Below are 18076 nucleotides of genomic sequence, written 5' to 3' on the forward strand. Positions count from 1 at the left end.
CCATAGGTGGTCATCTTCCCCCACCGCAGCCTAGTCTATCACGCCTGGCGGACGGCGGCCGCAGGTACCTGATGGTCGATGTAAGAAAATCGCCGTTGAATCCGCCCATCAGTTTGATCCAATAATGACGCACCGTTGCGCACACAGCGAAGTGCGGCGGTTGGTGGTTCGGCGAACCGATGATGGTTCGGTTTTCGTCATCCCTCCGGCTGATTGGTTGTTCCACACGCTCGCAGAGTTTTGGTCCAACTGGCAGACCATGTGGGGAACAACGGGGTGGGTTTTGGTACCATGGGGAACAAACCAGGTCGGAAAATAAGGGGGTTTTTCAACGTGTGCGGGTCCAAAACCCTGGGCATTTTGGGCCGACGAATCATTTACCCCCACCTTTGGGCCCAAAAGTCGGCCCAAAACTTTCACAACCCGTGACCTTGGTTTGGGTATGTTGGAGGCGGATTGCCGTCGGCAATCCTGCAGCATCCAACCAACGTAGGAGCAACGTATTCGTGGCACGAAATATTTTTACACGTCTTTGTGCGATTGTGGCCACCCTCGGCATGTGGTCGGCCGGACCGGCCATGGCTGCGGAGTACGACCTGGTCGTCTACGGAGGTACCTCCAGCGGCGTGGTGGCCGCCGTGCAAGCCGCACGGATGGGCAAGTCGGTCGTGTTGGTCTGTCCCGAGAAGCACTTGGGCGGACTTTCTGCTAATGGGCTGGGCTTCAGCGATACCGGCAAGACGGGCGTCATCGGCGGACTGTCTCGCGAGTTCTACCATCGAGTTTGGCAGCACTACGATTCGCCGCAGGCCTGGACCTGGCAACCGCGCGAATCGTACGGCAATCGCGGCCAGGGCACCGTGGCCAGCGACGACCAACAGCAGACGATGTGGATCTTCGAGCCCCACGTGGCCGAAGAGGTGTTCGAAGAGTGGATCGCGGAGTACCAGATTCCCGTGCATCGCGATTGCTGGCTCGATCGCACCTCGGGCGTGGAGAAAGAGGGCGGCCGTATTAGCAAGATCACGTGTCTCGACGGTCAGACGTTCGCCGGCAAAATGTTCATCGACGCCACGTACGAGGGCGACCTGATGGCCGCGGCCGGCGTCTCGTACCACGTGGGACGCGAAGCGAACGCGACCTATGGCGAGGAGCACAATGGTACCCAGTACGGTGTGTTTCATCACGATCACTTCTTCAAGGCCAAGATCGATCCCTACGTGGTGCCGGGCGACGCTTCGAGTGGATTGCTCCCCCGCATCAGCAACGATCCGCCCGGCGAGGTCGGCAAGGCCGACCATCGTGTGCAGGCTTACTGCTACCGCATGTGCCTGACCAACAACCCTGAGAACCGGGTACCGTTCCCCAAACCAGCGGGATACGATCCGGCCGAGTACGAACTGCTGGCCCGCCTGCTCGAGGTGTCGCCTGGCGTGCCGGTTGTCACGCTGAACTTCGTGCCCAACCGCAAGACCGATTCGAACAATCATGGGCCGTTCAGCACCGACAACATTGGCATGAACTACGACTACCCGGAGGCTTCCTACGAACGGCGGCGAGAGATACTCGCCGAGCATCGCAAATATCAACAGGGGCTGATGTACTTCCTGGCCAACGACCAGCGCGTGCCCGAGAAGTTGCGCCAGCGAATTTCGTCGTTTGGCCTGGCCAAAGACGAATTCGTGGAGAACGACAATTGGCCCTACCAGATCTATGTCCGTGAATCGCGTCGGATGACGAGCGACTACGTCATGACCGAAGCGGATTGCCTGGGCAAACGCACCACGCCCCATCCCGTAGGAATGGGGTCGTACACCATGGATTCGCACAACGTGCAGCGATACGTCACGGAGGAAGGATTTGTGCAGAATGAGGGCGACATTGGCGTACGAGTCCCGCGGCCGTACAGCGTGGCCTACGAGAGCCTGGTGCCCCGGCGGGACGAGTGCGAGAATCTGGTGGTGCCGGTCTGTGTTTCGTCGAGCCACATCGCCTACGGTTCGATTCGCATGGAACCCGTGTTCATGATACTTGGCCAAAGCGCAGCGACCGCGGCCTCGATGGCCATCGATGCTGAAATTGCCGTGCAGCAGGTGCCATACGACGCCTTGTCCAAACGTCTGCAGGCCGATGGCCAGGTGCTGCACCAAGCTGGGGAAACGGACACCGAGAAGAAGTGACGTGGTAGCGCCGCCCCTGGTCGGGGCGGGCGCAGCAAACGGTTATCACCGCACAATTTCAAAGAGGACGGAATGTCAGGTATCCATCGTCGAGATTTCATTGCTGGTTCGGCCGCCACTATCGCACTATCCACCACGGCCAAAGCCGCCGCCAACAAGGCCAACAATAAAGTGGTCCTGGCGCTAATGGGGGCTCACAACCGCGGTTCGCAGCTCGCCAAACGGTTTGGCCCTGTCGAAGGAGTGGAGATTGCTTACGTATGCGATCCCGACGAGCGGCAACTCTCCAAGGGCATTGCAGCAGTGGCAGACGGTGGTCAGCAAAAGGCGGCCCAAGGGGTGCGCGACTTCCGTCAGGCGCTGGACGATCCCAATATCGATGGGCTTATCTGCGCCGCTCCCAATCACTGGCACGCAGCCGCCACGATCATGGCTTGCCAGGCCGGCAAGCACGTGTACGTTGAAAAACCTTGCAGCCACACCCCCGAAGAAGGCGAACTGATGATCGCCGCGGCACAGAAGGCCGGCAAGGTGGTGCAGGTTGGCATGCAACGTCGCAGCGGTGCGCTCTACCAGCAGATGGTCGAGAAAGTGCGCGGCGGGGCCATCGGCGAAGTGCTGCTGGGCAAGTCGTTCTATTTCAACAATCGTCCCTCGGTGGGGCACGCCGAACCCGAAACACCACCAAGCTGGCTCGACTTCGATCTTTGGCAGGGACCGGTCACCGAGCAGCCCTATCGTTCGAACATCCTGCACTACACCTGGCACAATTTCTGGCACTGGGGCAATGGCGAGATTGGTAACAACGGCGTTCACACCATCGACATCTGCCGCTGGGCGATGGGAATCGATTTTCCCAGCCGGGTGGACGTGCACGGCTGCAAGCTCCGCTACGAAGACGATCAACAGACTCCCGACACGATGAACGCCAGCTTCCAGTGCGGCGACAAGCTGATTACCTGGGAGGGAGTCAGCTGGTCCGACCCTTATCAGACCGGCAATCAAATCGGCATCGAGCTCCGCGGCACGGAAGGGACACTGTTTATCAACGACGGTGGCATGACGATCTACGATCTCGACCGCAAGCCGGTCGAAAAGCTCTCCGGCTCCCGCGGCGATACCGAACACATCGAGGATTTCCTCACTTGTATTCGTGCCGGGGGAACTCCGCACGCCAATCTCGACGAAGGACATCGCAGTGTGATGTTCTGTCACCTAGCAAACATCGCCCACCGTTGCGGACAGTCACTCGATTTGGATCCGAAGACAGGACATCTGATCGATGGCGGACCGGGCCAGGACTTGTGGCAGATTGAGTACCGCGACCAATGGATGCCAACGCTGTAGCCCGACGCCGGCCATGCTGCCAGACGCTGCGTTATGCCTCGTAGCGTTGGGCTTCGGCCAAGAGCGCGGGGGCAAAATCTTGTTGAACGAACTCATTAATCCAGTACGCGGTCACCGTCCTGGTGGAGAAATGCAGGAACACCGCGCGGAAGAACCGATCGGTCACATGCGAGCGACGCTGGAAGTCGAGTACTTCTCGCCGCCAGATGCGGTTATAGCACTCCAATGCCAATTTACCGTCGAGTGGCGCCCACAGTTTGCGATCGAGCCAGGGGCGGATCTTCACCAAACTGAGCACCACGTGAGCCGACGCTAGTCCCATCGCCACCACGGTGGCGGCTGCCATAACGGCCGTCTCACCTTGGCCTAGCTGTCGAGGGCGGGCGCCACTGTCCCGATGATCCAGGAAGAGAGCGAAGCCACTGAAGACCAAGGCCAAACCAACGAGGATGATCGCCCACAACAGAGCAACGCGCGCCACCTTGCAGGTTGACCACTTGATGCCGGTTAGCGAACGGGCGGACTGTTTCTCGGCCCTGGCCAGCAGCGCCAGACCACGATCGGCCCAGATCCTCTGGTCCACCTCGGTCTCCGTTTTGAACGATTGTCGCTCGGCCACGTCGTGCGATGCCAACGACCAGATGGGATAAAACTTGTGCAACAGCTCGCCCTGTTCAATGGGGAACTCGTGCATCAATGCATCGCCGGACGAAAGCAGCTCCATCTGTGCCGCCACCATGGAGCGATCGCCAACTTGCTGCGGCTGACTGAAGTAGTCCTTTAGCGCCGCATCCATGTGGCCGCGGAGCGGCGAACCGGCCGCAAACTGCTGGCGGACCAGCAGGTACTCCCGGGCCAGCCCCAACAACTCGACATCCCACTCCAACCAGGGAGGAATGCTGCTGAAGTTTTCCTCGATGAAACGCAGCTGCCGGGCGGCCCAGCCATCGAGCTGTTCATCCCGCCACAAAGCGCTCTTGAGCATGTGAATGAGGAACGCCATCCGCCCCACAATGTGCGAATCGCGCAGTTCCGCTTCGCAGTTATCGTAAGCTGTGGTGAACTCGTGAAACTTGCATTCCCGCATTACCGTCTGCCACGCGGGCTCGGTGAGGGGGTAGAACTCGTCGCTCCGCACCGCCTTGGCGACGCGCGGCAACAACTCGAGCAACATCTCGGCCGCGGGGGCCTCGCGAAAGTAGTCGTGCAGTAATTGCTTTAGTGCTCCATCGCTCTGGTGCGCAGCGATACCTTCGACGAGCCAGGCGGCAAACTCTTTCGAAGAGTCCACCACCACGTCCGACAAGACAGCCAGGGCGTAGTAGTCGTAGGGCGTCCTGCCTTGCCGCTGCTCGAGTTCCTGGTACAGCGCGCCGGGCGACTCGGTGTGCAAGCGATCGGCCAGCGAGAGTTTACGGGGCTGCGATTGAGCCGCATCTTCCGCCGTCCGGTCGTCAGTTTGCCACACCTGCTGAACCGGAGGCGAACTCGGCGCTGCCCCGCCATGGTAGCGCAGATGCTCGTCGAGTTGCTCGAAGGCGGCCCGGATCCGTTGAAACTCGGCGGGAAACTTCTCCGGCTTGAAGACACGCAACAGCCGGTTGTATGCCCGTTTCAGATCTTTGCGATCAAAACCGTCCGCCAGTTCAAAGAAGCGAATCGGGTCATGGGGCAGCAAATCCCAGTTGGGAGTGTCAGCCGAGTCGGCCATGGCGATGTCCGTAGCGCTAGGTCAGGGCTCGTTGAACTCAAAGGAGTGAGAAGGATCCAAAGGCGAGTAGAAATCGGAATCCTCGGACCATGGATCCGTGGTCTCCATGGGTTCCATCAGCTTGTCCAATCTCCTTAAGGCGCTCTCATCCACTCCCCAGTCCTGAATGCTCGAATGCATTCGGTCCTCCGACGACTCAGGCCGACTGTCGACAACAGGTGGCCGGTTACGCCCTTGCTGCATCTGCTCCTGTACCTGTTCGAACCAGTCGGCCAAGGCATCCGACTCCGGTTTGGCAGGGTTCGAACTCACCTTCGGCACCTGCATGGGGGCACTTGGCCTGCGATCGCGCGACTGCTCCTGGTGCAACATGCCAATTCGGGCCACTAGTGCCAGCAAAATGAGGACGCTCCAGAGCGGCCATAGCGATCCGCCGGAACCACGTTCGCTGGCAGTCTGGACAGTCCTAGGCCGAAGGGAAGTGCTAGCCACTTGACCGCGAAGCGACAACCGCAGCAGCGAATCGAGCCAGTCGGCTTCCAGAGCGTAGACCTCCGGCACGTTCGCCTTTAACAGGCGGATCATCGCCTGACCACGACTGCGATTCTCTGGTCGGCGAAAGCTGACCATCACTTGCTCGCGCAGCAGTGCCACTTCCCGAGCGGGAGTGAGCAGCACCTTTCGCAGCACACTAAAAAAATCGGCGTCAAACCGGCGGTGACTGGTCAACGCCGCAAGTTTGTCGCGATTCTTCAGGATGACCGTAAGGCGGCCAGCCAGCGCGGCCAATTCGGGAAAGTCGCCAACCGGCAGTTGTCCAAGTCTTTCGAGCAGCTGATCTACTGGTGCACTGAAACAGTGCTGGCGGATCTGCTCCAGCCGCTTGCGTACCTGTTGCCGGTTTTCCTGCGATGGAGCCGCCTCGGAACTGGAAGCTTGTTTCGTCTCCAAATCGAACTCGCTGGCCCGCGCCCGGACGATGTCGACGCTTTCGTGCACCGGATTGCGAGCCAACTGCCGCTGCAGGTAGTCGATCGTTCGAGGTGTGGAGCTACTCATGGCTCGGATCTTCTTGCGTATCGGGATCGATTCCCAGCAGCATAAGCACCTGTTCCAAGGTGTCGCGGGCCGCTTCCACCGTCTCGCGGTCGCCCGAGTTCATCGCCTGCTCGAACATGTCGATGGCGTCTTCGAACTGTTCACGTTGAAACGGGCTGACCTCGCCCACCATTCGTTCGGCATAGCGCAGCAGCCGCTGGTTGGCCATATCCTCGCGAGGATAGTACTTCAGCTGCTGCATCCTGGAAACCGCTTCTTCCAACTCGGTGTCGGTCAGATCCACGGCGTGCTGTGTGACAACCGTGCTGAATTTCTTCTCAGAGCTGCCGACGTACGCCTCGACTTCGAGGATACCGTTCAGGTCGTAAGTAAAGCGGATGAACACATCCTGGCCCGCGGGGCCGGGGGGAACCCCGGTGACCCGAAGCTCGCCGATCTTCAGGTTGTTTTCAACCTTGCGATTCTCGCCCTGATACACGTCCACTTGCACCTCGCGCTGGTTGGGAACCATGGTGCTGAAGACATGCTCTTTTGAGACGGGAATGGTCGTGTTGCGGTGGATGACGGGCACAAAGTAGCCCGAGCGGACCTGGCCTCCCATGTCTTTGGCAGTGTTGACTCCCAGAGTGAACGGGCAGACGTCGGTCATCACCATGTCGTCGACTGCTCGGTTGTCGGCGATCAGTGCCGCCTGGACAGCCGCTCCCCGGCAGACCACCTCATCGGGATTGAAGGTCGACTCGGGCTCGGTGCCGAAATAATTGCGGACAAACTCCACCAACGGCAGCATCCGCGTCGCCCCACCCACCAGGATCACATCGTCCACATCGGCCGACTCGGTGCGGCCGTCGCGCAGCGCCTTTCCAATCGGGCCGGCAATTCGATCGAGCAATGGCTTCACCGCACCGGCGAACGACTCGCGCGTGATGGTCACAGTCGGCGCCCCGTCGGCCAGGGTGCCATCCTCGTTGGGAAGAACGACCGTAACCTCGGTTTCGTCGCACAGCCGTCGCTTGGCGTTCTCGCACTGCTGACGGAGCCGGGCCACGCGGAGCGGCTGCTGGAGTTCTGCAAGTTCGAAGTTGATTCCATGTCCTTTCAGGGTCTCGGCCACCAAGCGGTTGGTGAAATCCTCGCCCCCCAAAAAGCTCTCGCCCGAGGTGGAGATGATCTCCAGGGTGCCTTCGAAGACCTCCATCAGAGTCACGTCGAAGGTTCCGCCACCCAGATCGACGACGATCAGCTTCTTTTCGGCCGCACGGTCGTGAAATCCGTAAGTCAGCGCGGCGGCGGTGGGCTCGTTGATGATGCGGCGGACCTTCAGCCCCGCTAGCTCACCGGCTATCTTGGTCGCCTTGCGCTGATTGTCGTTGAAGTAGGCCGGCACGGTGATGACCGCGTCGGTGACTTCCTCGGCCAGGAACTTTTCGGCGTCGTGCTTTAGCGACTTGAGCACCAGGCTCGACAGTTCTGGAGCGGTAAATGCCTGTCCACCGAGTTCCACGCGGGCGTCGCTGCCCATCAGACGCTTGAAGGTCGACGCGCAGCGCTGGGGCTGTGTAACACGCAGTTCGCGGGCGGCCTCGCCTACCAGCAGTTGGCCATCATCCAGCACGCCAACCACCGAGGGGGTGAGCATTCGGCCTAGAGCGTTGGGAATTAGCCGCGGTTTCTCGCCGAGGAACACGCCACACAGCGAGTTGGTAGTTCCCAAGTCGATTCCAATGATGTGAGACATGAAGTCCTCGTCAGTTCTCCGTATGGCCGGCGAGGGGCGGCCCCTGCTTGCAGGGATATTGTAAACGTTGCGGTCAGCCAGGACCACCGAATCGACCCACCTCAGGTGGCCGAAGTTCACACAGTACTCACAGGTTGCCTGCTTCTGCTAAGTTAGGGGAGCTGTTTCAGAGAAATCTGGCAAGACATGCCACGTGGCAATGTCAGAGTATCATGGATTCGAGGTGCCACGCGTCATGTTGGTCAAGCTGCTTACTTATAATATTCACAAGGGAATCGGCGGCATCGACCGCAAGTATCGCCTGGAACGGGTGATGGACGTACTGCGACACCACGATCCAGACATCGCCCTATTGCAGGAAGTGGACGAGGGCGTACCCCGTTCGCGGGGCGATCGCCAGGTTGAATTGCTTCGCGAGGAATTGGGCTACGCCGACAGTGCATTTCAGGCCAATGTCCGCTTGCGGCAAGGTCACTACGGCAATGCCATCCTCAGCCGCTTTCCGCTTAGCCAGAAGTCCGACATCGACTTGACCGTGCGTCCCAAGAAGCGGCGACGAGCCCTGGTGGCTCATGCCCGGTTGGCCAGCGGCCAGCACACTCGCACCTTGGTTGTCGCCAGCTTGCATCTGGGACTGGCAGACTTTGAACGCAGGATTCAATTGCGGCGATTGCTGCAGCACGACGCCATCGCGCACCACCACGGGAATACGCCGATGATCGTCGGGGGCGATTTCAATGACGTGTGGGGCAGGCTCGGCAAACGATTGATGCTACCGGGAGGGTTCCAAGCGGCCTCGGGTAAGGTCCGCACCTTCCCGGCACGGCTACCACTTCGGGCGCTCGACGCCATCTATTTCCGCGGAGATATTGCCCTGGATCACGCATTCGCCGGCAGTACCCAACTTTGCCGCGAGGCGTCCGATCATCGGCCGCTGGTGGCGCATTTGAATGTGCAAGTCGGATGACCGCCCCTCAGGCGTTCTCTTGCATCTGCTTGTCGATCCACGATTCGAGCTCTTTCAGATCCACCGGAGGCACATCGCAGAGATCGGGGCGGAGTCGCTCGGCCTTGCGGTGATAAACGTGGTGCACGTCCGACTGAGACTTGTCGGTGTTCCAGTGAACCAGCACGCGGATACACTTTTCCAGCGACCCGGGTACATGGATCTCGTGACCGCACAATAGGGGAACATCGCACCAGCCAAGTTGTCGAGCGGCCAGAGCCGGAAATTCCGCATCCAGGTCCACAGTGGTGGTGAAGAACGCACTCGCGACGTCCTGTTTGTCGATGCCATTGTGGCGAATCACCAGCGCAAGTAGCTCTCGCGTAGCGCAGAGGATCTCCTCGCGATCGTTGTTCTCAACGGTAGTTGCGCCTCGAACGCCGCGGCACTGCATAAGGAACCTTGGGGGAAGAGTGGAATCAATAGCTCAAAGTCGGGGTTCCATGTTAACCAAAACCGGCAGGGCTCGGTAGCACCTCGTAGGGCGAGGGACGGTACTCTGTTCCCGCCTGAAATGGGGGGGCGGAAGTCGATCGTTCGGCTGCCGGGACGCTGGTTAAGAGGTAGGACTACTGCGTCAAACACCAGGCCCCGACGTTGGCTGCAGCCGAAAACCGCTCGGCTGCAGCCTGGGATGTTCCCGTAAACTCAGCCGCCAACTGGCTGGACCATCCCCGTCCGCGCCCAAGCCAGAACGATTTGCCTCGGGCAACTATCACCAAAGCAGCAGGCTACGCCTGTGCCGCGCAGCGCGGTGCGGTGCCGCGGGTAGTTTGTGCGTAACCGCACACGTGCCCACGTGCTGCCACACGGAAACCGCTCGCCGAGACCTCCAAATGGCAGGTCGACGGCGTAATCCAAACGGTTATAGGCAGGTTCGCTGTTTGATTCGTCGCGCGAATCAATTTGGCATGAATGGTGCTGAGTGTGTCTTCAACCCTCCTAGAAAATATCCTCCGCACACTCGCGTCAACCGTACCTGGTAACTCAATATGCCCGTTAGATTATCCATCTTCACACTCTTTGCTATTTCCTGCGTCATGCTCGGTTGTCAGTCTTCAGAGCAACAATCGGACTCGACTTCCGCGGGGCAAGACGATCGCGCGATCCCCAAAACGCAATCGCCAATATCGCCAATATCGCCAATATCGCCAATATCGCCAGTAGAGCCAGAGCAGATCGTTGAGATCAAGCCGGAAGACCTGCCTCAGCCTGAGGAACTATCATCAGTGGATTGGCCGCAGTTCCGCGGGGCGCTACGCGATGGCATTGCTCGCGGCGGTACGCGGCTCGCGCGAACCTGGCCTGCTGAAGGCCCTAAGGTGCTGTGGGAAACGCAGGTTGGACAGGGATATTCCGCTCCCTCGGTCGTCGGCGATCGCGTGTTCCTGAACGATTACAACGAGGATACCAACGAATGGTTGGTTCGCTGCCTATCGCTGGGTACCGGTGAAGAACTTTGGACGTACAAAGTCGACAAGCGAATCCGCCCGAATCACTCCATTACGCGGTCCGCTCCCTCCACGGATGGAGGTTTTGTCTTCGCTATCGACCCGAAGTGTGAGTTGCACTGTCTGGACGCTCGCGATGGGGGGCTCATCTGGCGGAAGAACTTGCCGCGGTTGTACGACAGTCCAATTCCCCCGTGGTATAACGGTCAGTGTCCGCTGATCGACGGCGATAAGCTCATCCTGGCTACCGGCGGAAATGCCGTTATGGTCGCCTTGGACAAAGCGACTGGCGAGCCTGTTTGGAAAACTCCCAATACCGATGAATATCTGCTGTCGCATTCCTCGGTTATGCCTGTGGAGATCGACGGCCATCGTCAGTACGCCTACCTGACGCTGAAGGGGGCCGTGGGCGTGGATGCGGCGTCGGGCGAGATGCTCTGGTCTTTCCCCTGGAAGTTCAACACGGCAGTTGCTCCTTCGCCGCTGGATTTGGGCGAGGGACGTCTGTTGCTGACCAGCGGTTACAACGCTCAGACCGTGGTTTGCCAGGTGAAGCAGGAAGATGGAAAGTGGACCGCTACCGAGGCAACCGCTTTTCAACCACCGCCTCGTGGCTGGAACTCGGAGGTCCACACGCCTATTGTTCATCGGGGAAATATCTACGGTGTCGGAAAGACCAAACGCGGTATGTGGACCTGCCTGGACATGGAAGGAAACGAGCTGTGGACCAGCGGGCGGCAGGCCACGTTCGGTATGGGGGGCTACGTGCTGGCCGATGGCATGTTCATCGCGCTGGATGGCAAGACCGGAACGTTACGGCTGATCGATGCCGAGGCCGATGAATACACCCAGCTGGCTGAAGCGAAGTTGCTGTCCGGTCCTGACGTATGGACGCCGCCGGTAGTGGTTGGCGGCAAGTTGCTGGTTCGCGATCTGGGTAAGCTGCTCTGCTTGGATATCTCGGACCCTAGTGTACCGATCGCCTCCACCTCGGCGACGAGTGGGCAATAGCATGAAAGCCACTCACCTCAAGACGCTATCTGGTCCCTCCAGCGGCCCTCTGTTCGAGATGCGGCTGGCAGCCGTCGACGTCGATCCGAACGACGTGGTCTACGTATTGGGCGACGATCGGGTGCAGAGCTTTACTCCGGAGGGGGAACCGAAGGCGTCCTTCCAGCTTGGCGCATTGGGGTGGTCGCTATTGGCCGAGGAAGACCTCGTGTGGGTTGGTTGCGACGGGAAGGTCTCCGCGTACTCTCCTGCTGGCAAACTGCAATCGACGATCGACGACGCAGACAGGATGGGCCGCATCACTTCGATCGGCGCTACGGGCGGCCACCTAGTGTTCGCGGACTCCACCAATCGAGCTGTGCATCGCTACTCGCGTGAAGGTGAATATCTCGGCGAAGTAGGGGCAGAAGCCAACACCCGCGGATTCATGATCCCCAACGGCGTGCTGGATCTGGCTGGCGATCCAAGCAGTGGCACCGTGGTGGTGGCACACCCTCAGAAGCATCGCGTGGAACGGTACGACGCAGCAGGAGTGCTGGTCGAGAAGTGGGGGCGATTCGGCATGCACGAGCCAGCCGACTTTGGTGGTTGCTGTAACCCCACGAACATCGCGGTAGCGGCGGCGGGGATGGTGGCCGTAAGCGAGAAAGCCCCGCCCCGCATCAAACTGTACCAGGGCAGCGGGGACTTGGAGTTGGTGATCCATCAGGACGTGTTCGACCCCAATACCAAGAACATCGATCTGGCGTTTGACTCCCGCAACCGATTGTACGCCACCGATCCGCTTCGCAGAGTGGTCGAAGTGTTTGAAATCCAGGAGCTTTAGGACTCTGGCCATGAGCGAGCAAAATAGACGCGACTTTCTGCGACACTCGGGCCAGGCGGCCTGCGCCATCGCTATCGGTGGTGTCGGTTTCGAATTGGGGCGGCGGGCCTGCGCCCAAGATGCTTGGGTGATCGCTCCCAACCAATGCATCAACATCCGCCTGGGCGTTACTGGCGCGGTAAACGTATGCGACGCGTGTGCCACCAGTTGCGTGCTGCCGCTATCTGCGGTGCGGGCGGTGAATGACCATTCCGCGTGCGGGCGATGTTGCATTTGCCCAGCGTACTACGATGTGCTTAGCCCTACCGGGTCGGATGGGCTGCCGACAAAGAAGCTGTGTCCGCGAGACGCCATCACCCGCACACCGATTGGAGAGATCGATCCGTACGATCCGCTGAACAACTTCTACGAATACACCATCGACGAGGAAAAGTGCAACGGTTGCGGCCGATGCGTGATGGAGTGCAAGGACCCGGCCGGATTGGGATCGATTCGCCTGGAAGTACGTAACGATTTGTGCCTGCGCTGCAATCGTTGCAGCATCGCAGAGGCCTGCCCTGAAGATGCGTATTGTCGCGTCGGCCCGGAACCCCGACCAACGACTCAACTGGATGGGGGCCACGGATGAACATGTCGCGTTGTGCCATTGATATGCACACCGCGAGCCATCTGCTGGCGTGGTTTGTTGTGACATTGCTTAGTGTCTACCAGCCGCAGACCGGTCTCGCGCAGACGAACTATGAGCGTCCAGTAGCCAATGCCCCGCAGGCCGAGGATATTGGGGATGGCTATCAGGTGCCGCTTGTGCAGCGTACGCCGCCACGTTCGCTGGCAATTCACGTGCTGGATATCGTACTGTTGGTCGCGGGGATGGCGGCGATCGCGTGGGTGGTCCGTCGTGGCAGGCGCCGGTGGGTAATTACTGTATTGACGCTGGCATCGCTCGCGTACTTTGGTTTCTATCGGCAGGGCTGCATCTGTCCCATCGGGGCCACGCAGAACGTGGCTGCTTCGCTGTCCGATCCAACGCTCGCCGTTCCCTTGGTGGTACTGGCGTTTTTTCTGATACCGCTGCTGGCTGCCCTGCTGGTGGGACGCGTGTTCTGCGGAGGGGTTTGTCCCTTGGGAGCGATTCAAGACGTCGTGCTATTGCGACCGATCCAAACGCCCCGCACCTTCGACCGCTTTGCGGGATTGATCAAGTACATCTATCTTGGCGCCGCGATTTGGTTTGCAGTGCAACTGGCCGGGCAGCGCGACTTCATCATCTGCCGGTTCGACCCGTTTGTGGGCTTCTTCCGACTCAATGGCACGGCGTGGATACTTGGTTTCGGCGCTCTGCTGCTGGCCATTGGCACCGTGGTGGGACGACCGTATTGCCGATACCTCTGCCCGTACGGTGGTCTGCTGGCGATCATCTCGCGGTTTGCGATCTGGCCCGTGAAAATCACGCCCGATGAAGAACTCGATTGTGGGCTGTGTGTCGATAGCTGCCCCTTCGGGGCGATCGAAAACCTGCGGGCGGTGCCAAGCAAGTGTCTGGCCTGTGCACGGTGCTTCGCCCACTGCCCGCGGCAACAGCTCTCATGGGGAGAGATCGAGTTAGTACAGCTCGAAGACATGGTCGCCAACGCGAAGACGCAAGGTACACCGACCGGGGGAGGCAAATGATGGCCTTCGACTTCAAGCAGCGATTCGGGAAGAAAAGCTGGGGAGCAATTGCCTCGATGGTGGTGCTTTTCGGAAGCCTGACGTTTCTGCTGGTCGACCATCTCCATTGGCAGCGATACTACGGTCCTTCGCAAGAGGCCTTGAGCCAGGCAGAGGCCGCCGCCCAGCTCGATCAAGACGCCAACGATCGATATGAACAGCTCGTTGAACAGCAAACAACCAAGTCACTGCGTTTTGAACGCCGTGAACGAGTGCTGGGCATTATCGCGTTAGTTGCGGCCGGAGCATTTGTACTCTTCTTGCGCCATCCGGCACCGGCAAAGCCTGCCCTGCCCCACACCTTGGCCGACTGCATGCCCAAGCGTGGTGATGAGGAAGCGCTGCCGACGGCACCAGTTCCCGAAACCGTGCCCACGTCCAGTCCGCCGCCGGTCGACTTGGAACCAGTCGCCGAAATCGTCCAGCAAGAAGGGGGGGAAGCACATCGGCTTATTCCCCTCTTGCACGCAGTGCAGGCCGAGTATCGCTATTTACCCCAGCCCGTACTCGACGAACTGTGCAAGCAGACCGACATTACGCCGGCTCAACTGGCCGGTGTCGCGTCGTTTTACACAAAGTTCCGCACCAAGCCATGTGGTAAGCACCTTGTTCAGCTATGCCGGGGCACGGCGTGCCACGTGGCGGGGGCCGACCGGGTACTGGAAGAGATGCGACGTGGTCTCGGCATCGCTCCGGGCCAGGATACTGATCCCAACGGGCAAGCTACCGTCGAAACGGTTGGCTGCCTGGGGTGCTGCAGCTTGGCGCCAGCCGTACAGGTGGATGAGAACATTCTGGCCAACGTGAAGGTCGAAGATTTGCCGGAGATTATCGACCACTGCCAGGACAAGCCGAAGAAACGTAGCGGCTACCTGCCCTTCCGTAAACCGACCGCCAGCCACTCGCTGGACGCCACCTCCGGCGAGCTGTTGCTCGAGTCGGACACCGCGAGGCCCCGGGTGATCACCGGCGACTGGGAGGTCATGGCTGCCGACACGCTAGAGGAGTACGAACGGCAGGGTGGCTTCGCTGCCTTGGCCAAATGCTTATCACAATTAACGCCCGACGAAGTGATCGACGAAGTGGACCATAGCGGACTGCGTGGCCGCGGCGGGGGTGGTTTTCCGGCAGCTCAAAAGTGGCGGTTGGTAGGTCTGCAGAGTGGCAGCAAGTACGTAATCGCTAATGGGGACGAGGGCGACCCTGGAGCGTTCATGGATCGCTCGATTATGGAGTCGGCACCGGCCAGAGTGCTGGAAGGCATGAGCATCGCGGCATTCGCCGTGGGGGCCACACGGGGCATCGTGTACGTACGCAACGAATATCCATTGGCCGTCCGTCGCATGCGGGAGACGGTTCAGCGGATGCGCGAGAAGGGCTACCTCGGCGATAGCATTCTAGGGAGCCGATTCTCGCTGGACATCGATGTCGTCGAAGGTGCCGGAGCGTTCATTTGTGGCGAGGAGACCGCTTTAATCCAGTCGGTCATGGGCCGACGCGGCATTCCGCACCGGCGTCCCCCCTTCCCCGCTGAATCTGGTCTTTGGGCTCGGCCCACATTGGTCAACAACGTCGAGACACTGGCCTGCGTGCCGTGGATACTTCGCCATGGAAGTGCGCAGTTTGCCACGTTCGGCACCGAGGGCAGCAAAGGGACAAAAGTATTCTCGCTGGCGGGCAAAGTCCGCCACGGTGGGCTGGTCGAAGCCCCCATGGGAACGACCATACGCGAGTTAGTCGAGTACTACGGCCGCGGTGTTCCGGCCGGACGGCAGTTCAAAGCCGTGCAGATTGGCGGCCCCTCGGGCGGTTGCCTGCCAGCTGCATTGGCCGACACTCCGATCGACTACGAAGCCCTCCGCGAACTGGGCGCCATCATGGGGTCCGGCGGACTGGTGGTTCTGGACGACACCGACTGCATGGTGGACGTTGCCCGATACTTCCTGGAGTTTACGCAGCACGAATCGTGTGGCCACTGCACTTTCTGCCGGATTGGCACGCGCAAGCTACTCGACTTGCTCGAAAAACTGTGTGCCGGCAAAGGTTCGCGGCGGGACCTGAAGGAGATCGAGTCGCTCGCCCATAGTGTATCGCAGGGCAGCTTGTGTGGCCTCGGCAAAACCGCTCCGAACCCCGTGCTCACAACGCTCAAGTACTTCAAAGACGAGTACGAGGCGCACCTTGAGGGGCGTTGTCCGGCGGGAAGATGCAAGGCGCTGATCGCCTATCGTGTGACACAGGATTGTGTTGGCTGCACACTATGCGCCCAGCATTGCCCAGTTGCTGCGATCGAGCCGACCCCGTATCGCCAACACTGGATTGATACCGATCTGTGTACGTGCTGCGACGCCTGTCGCACGACCTGTCCCGAGAAAGCGATCGAGACGGTCAGCACGGCCAAACCGCCGCGAATTGCCGCCCCGCCCAACTTGCGAAAACAACCCCAGCTGGTGTGATGGTTCAGGTTTGGATAGACAACGTGAGTGTCGAAGTGCCGCACGACGCAACGGTACTGCAGGCGGCGCGCAAACTGGGGATCGATCTGCCCGCCATGTGCTCGCTTGCCGACCACGATCCCAACACTTCCTGCATGTGCTGCCTGGTCCGCGTCGATGGCAGCGATAGTTTCGTGCCCTCCTGTGCCACTAACGTGCGTGAGGGCATGCAAGTAGAGTCGGAAACGCGCGAGGTCCACGCCCTCCGGAAGACGGGCATCGAGCTGCTGCTGGCCGACCACGCGGGCGACTGTCACGCGCCGTGCCAGAACACCTGCCCCGCCAAAATGGACATACCGAACATGCTTCGGCTGGTGGCCGATGGCGACTACCTAGCCGCGCTAGCAACCGTGAAGCGCGACATCGCCCTGCCAGCCATCCTGGGACGCGTCTGCCCCGAAGTATGCGAACAAGCGTGTCGACGGGGGCAGCACGATAGCCCGGCTGCAATCTGCAAGATCAAACGCTTTGTGGCCGATCGCGATCTGGAGTCCTCCGATCCCTACCGGCCCGAGTTGTCCACCGACTCCGGCAAGCGAGTGGCCATCGTCGGTGCGGGGCCGACGGGACTGACGGCCGCTTACCATTTACGGCAGTGCGGGCATCGCTGCACGCTCATCGATTCGGCCGCCAGTGCTGGCGGCCGGTTGCAGAGTGACTTCGCGAGCGAGTTGCCGGCCGATGTTCTGCAGGCGGAAGTTAGCGCCGTGTTGAGTCTGGACGTCGATTGCCAGTGGAACCAGGGCCTCGCCTCGGCAGCATCGCTCGATGTGTTGCTGAGGGACTACGATGCCGTACTCCTGGCCACGGGACGCGGCACTCCCGGTCCCGATGTGCTGCTGGATGTTGAACGAACCAAGAGCGGTCTTCGCGTCGACGCTCACACTCGCATGACCTCTCGCGAGGGACTGTTTGCTGCGGGCAATGCGGTGCGACCGTACAAACTGGTTGTTCAATCGGTGGCCGAGGGGAAGTTAGCAGCCGAATGCATCGATGGATGGTTGCGAGGTGCCTTGCCGCCCGATCGCCGACACGCGTACGAGACTCGCCTGGCGCGGCTCACCAACCAGGAACTATGCGACTTCTGCGATGGCGCCGTTCCCACGCCACGAGTCGATGGCAGACTGCTCAGCGATGGGGCTTCCGAGGACGCCGCCCGTAGCGAAGCCGAACGCTGTCTGGAATGCGACTGTCGGGCGCTGGCCAGTTGCTTGTTGCACCACTACGCATCAATGTACGACTGCGACGCCCAGCACTATCGAGGCGAGGGACGCCGGTTCGAAGGACGGCTGGTGGGGAATCGCGTCACGCTGGAGCAAGGGAAGTGCATCCTGTGCGGCATCTGCGTGCAACTGGCGGCCGAAACCTCCGACGCGGCGGGGCTGGCCGTGGTGCATCGTGGCGTGGACACGCGCCTGGCTCCGCCTCCGGGCAGCACCATCGACGAGGCACTCGGAAGCGCCGCCAGCAAGTGCGCCGAGGCGTGCCCCACAGGGGCCATCATTACCGCAGCGGGCAGATAGTGCCCGTGAGGTCAACGGG

13 protein-coding genes are annotated in these 18076 nt (G+C 60.4%); 9 read left to right on the top strand and 4 right to left on the bottom strand.

Annotation, left to right across the window (positions count from 1 at the left end):
* Positions 1 to 506: 506 nt before the first annotated feature.
* Both NG895_RS25770 and NG895_RS25775 read left to right on the top strand, forming a co-directional pair.
* Positions 507 to 2180 (top strand): FAD-dependent oxidoreductase, encoded by a 1674-nt coding sequence (locus NG895_RS25770; protein ID WP_252855436.1) that lies wholly within the window; start codon positions 507 to 509, stop codon positions 2178 to 2180.
* 72 nt (positions 2181 to 2252) lie between these two features.
* A complete protein-coding gene (locus NG895_RS25775) occupies positions 2253 to 3527 on the top strand; it encodes a Gfo/Idh/MocA family protein (protein WP_252855437.1) in 1275 nt (424 codons plus the stop codon).
* 31 nt (positions 3528 to 3558) lie between these two features.
* On the opposite strand, the gene NG895_RS25780 is transcribed toward NG895_RS25775, so the two are convergent.
* From NG895_RS25780 to NG895_RS25790, 3 genes are read right to left on the bottom strand one after another with little or no spacing between them, the layout of a single operon-like run.
* A complete protein-coding gene (locus tag NG895_RS25780) occupies positions 3559 to 5238 on the bottom strand; it encodes a hypothetical protein (protein WP_252855438.1) in 1680 nt (559 codons plus the stop codon).
* A 21-nt stretch (positions 5239 to 5259) separates the two neighbouring features.
* Positions 5260 to 6297, bottom strand: coding sequence for a hypothetical protein (locus NG895_RS25785; RefSeq protein ID WP_252855439.1), 1038 nt, complete (start codon positions 6295 to 6297; stop codon positions 5260 to 5262).
* Positions 6290 to 8035 carry an Hsp70 family protein gene (locus tag NG895_RS25790; RefSeq protein ID WP_252855440.1) on the bottom strand — a complete coding sequence of 582 codons (1746 nt, stop codon included), beginning with the start codon at positions 8033 to 8035 and terminating at the stop codon, positions 6290 to 6292. The genes NG895_RS25785 and NG895_RS25790 overlap by 8 nt, the downstream gene beginning before the upstream one ends.
* A 235-nt stretch (positions 8036 to 8270) precedes the next feature.
* Between NG895_RS25790 and NG895_RS25795 the strand changes: the two genes are divergently transcribed.
* A complete protein-coding gene (locus NG895_RS25795; RefSeq protein WP_252855441.1) occupies positions 8271 to 9002 on the top strand; it encodes an endonuclease/exonuclease/phosphatase family protein in 732 nt (243 codons plus the stop codon).
* Positions 9003 to 9009: 7 nt separating this feature from the next.
* Here the strand turns inward: NG895_RS25795 and aroH are convergent, their stop codons facing one another.
* Entirely contained in the window at positions 9010 to 9435 is a 426-nt protein-coding gene (gene aroH / locus NG895_RS25800) for a chorismate mutase (RefSeq protein WP_252855442.1), read from the bottom strand.
* Between the two features lie 835 nt (positions 9436 to 10270).
* Between aroH and NG895_RS25805 the strand changes: the two genes are divergently transcribed.
* Genes NG895_RS25805 through NG895_RS25830 form a run of 6 tightly spaced genes read left to right on the top strand, consistent with a single transcriptional unit; the run spans position 10271 to position 18057 of the window.
* Positions 10271 to 11503, top strand: coding sequence for an outer membrane protein assembly factor BamB family protein (locus tag NG895_RS25805; protein ID WP_252855443.1), 1233 nt, complete (start codon positions 10271 to 10273; stop codon positions 11501 to 11503).
* 1 nt (position 11504) lies between these two features.
* Positions 11505 to 12329, top strand: a complete 825-nt coding sequence (locus NG895_RS25810; protein WP_252855444.1) for an NHL repeat-containing protein — start codon at positions 11505 to 11507, stop codon at positions 12327 to 12329.
* A 10-nt stretch (positions 12330 to 12339) separates the two neighbouring features.
* Positions 12340 to 12957 carry a 4Fe-4S binding protein gene (locus NG895_RS25815; RefSeq protein ID WP_252855445.1) on the top strand — a complete coding sequence of 206 codons (618 nt, stop codon included), beginning with the start codon at positions 12340 to 12342 and terminating at the stop codon, positions 12955 to 12957.
* On the top strand, positions 12954 to 14000 hold the full coding sequence (locus NG895_RS25820; protein ID WP_252855446.1) for a 4Fe-4S binding protein: 1047 nt from the start codon (positions 12954 to 12956) through the stop codon (positions 13998 to 14000). The genes NG895_RS25815 and NG895_RS25820 overlap by 4 nt, the downstream gene beginning before the upstream one ends.
* Positions 14000 to 16495: an NAD(P)H-dependent oxidoreductase subunit E gene (locus tag NG895_RS25825; protein WP_252855447.1), complete on the top strand. Its 2496-nt coding sequence runs from the start codon at positions 14000 to 14002 to the stop codon at positions 16493 to 16495. Before NG895_RS25820 ends, NG895_RS25825 begins: the two co-directional genes overlap by 1 nt.
* Positions 16495 to 18057: a 2Fe-2S iron-sulfur cluster-binding protein gene (locus tag NG895_RS25830; RefSeq protein WP_261361795.1), complete on the top strand. Its 1563-nt coding sequence runs from the start codon at positions 16495 to 16497 to the stop codon at positions 18055 to 18057. The genes NG895_RS25825 and NG895_RS25830 overlap by 1 nt, the downstream gene beginning before the upstream one ends.
* The last annotated feature ends 19 nt before the right edge of the window (positions 18058 to 18076 follow it).

It is taken from the genome of Aeoliella straminimaris (assembly GCF_024054565.1).
In the GTDB taxonomy this organism is placed as follows: domain Bacteria; phylum Planctomycetota; class Planctomycetia; order Pirellulales; family Lacipirellulaceae; genus Aeoliella; species Aeoliella straminimaris.

Excerpts from the sequence above, each read along its gene's own strand:
- NG895_RS25775 (WP_252855437.1), top strand. The coding sequence starts at position 2,253 with ATGTCAGGTATCCATCGTCGAGATTTCATTGCTGGTTCGGCCGCCACT.
- NG895_RS25780 (WP_252855438.1), bottom strand. The coding sequence starts at position 5,238 with ATGGCCGACTCGGCTGACACTCCCAACTGGGATTTGCTGCCCCATGAC.
- NG895_RS25785 (WP_252855439.1), bottom strand. The coding sequence starts at position 6,297 with ATGAGTAGCTCCACACCTCGAACGATCGACTACCTGCAGCGGCAGTTG.
- NG895_RS25790 (WP_252855440.1), bottom strand. The coding sequence starts at position 8,035 with ATGTCTCACATCATTGGAATCGACTTGGGAACTACCAACTCGCTGTGT.
- NG895_RS25795 (WP_252855441.1), top strand. The coding sequence starts at position 8,271 with ATGTTGGTCAAGCTGCTTACTTATAATATTCACAAGGGAATCGGCGGC.
- aroH (WP_252855442.1), bottom strand. The coding sequence starts at position 9,435 with ATGCAGTGCCGCGGCGTTCGAGGCGCAACTACCGTTGAGAACAACGAT.
- NG895_RS25810 (WP_252855444.1), top strand. The coding sequence starts at position 11,505 with ATGAAAGCCACTCACCTCAAGACGCTATCTGGTCCCTCCAGCGGCCCT.
- NG895_RS25815 (WP_252855445.1), top strand. The coding sequence starts at position 12,340 with ATGAGCGAGCAAAATAGACGCGACTTTCTGCGACACTCGGGCCAGGCG.
- NG895_RS25820 (WP_252855446.1), top strand. The coding sequence starts at position 12,954 with ATGAACATGTCGCGTTGTGCCATTGATATGCACACCGCGAGCCATCTG.
- NG895_RS25825 (WP_252855447.1), top strand. The coding sequence starts at position 14,000 with ATGGCCTTCGACTTCAAGCAGCGATTCGGGAAGAAAAGCTGGGGAGCA.
- NG895_RS25830 (WP_261361795.1), top strand. The coding sequence starts at position 16,495 with ATGGTTCAGGTTTGGATAGACAACGTGAGTGTCGAAGTGCCGCACGAC.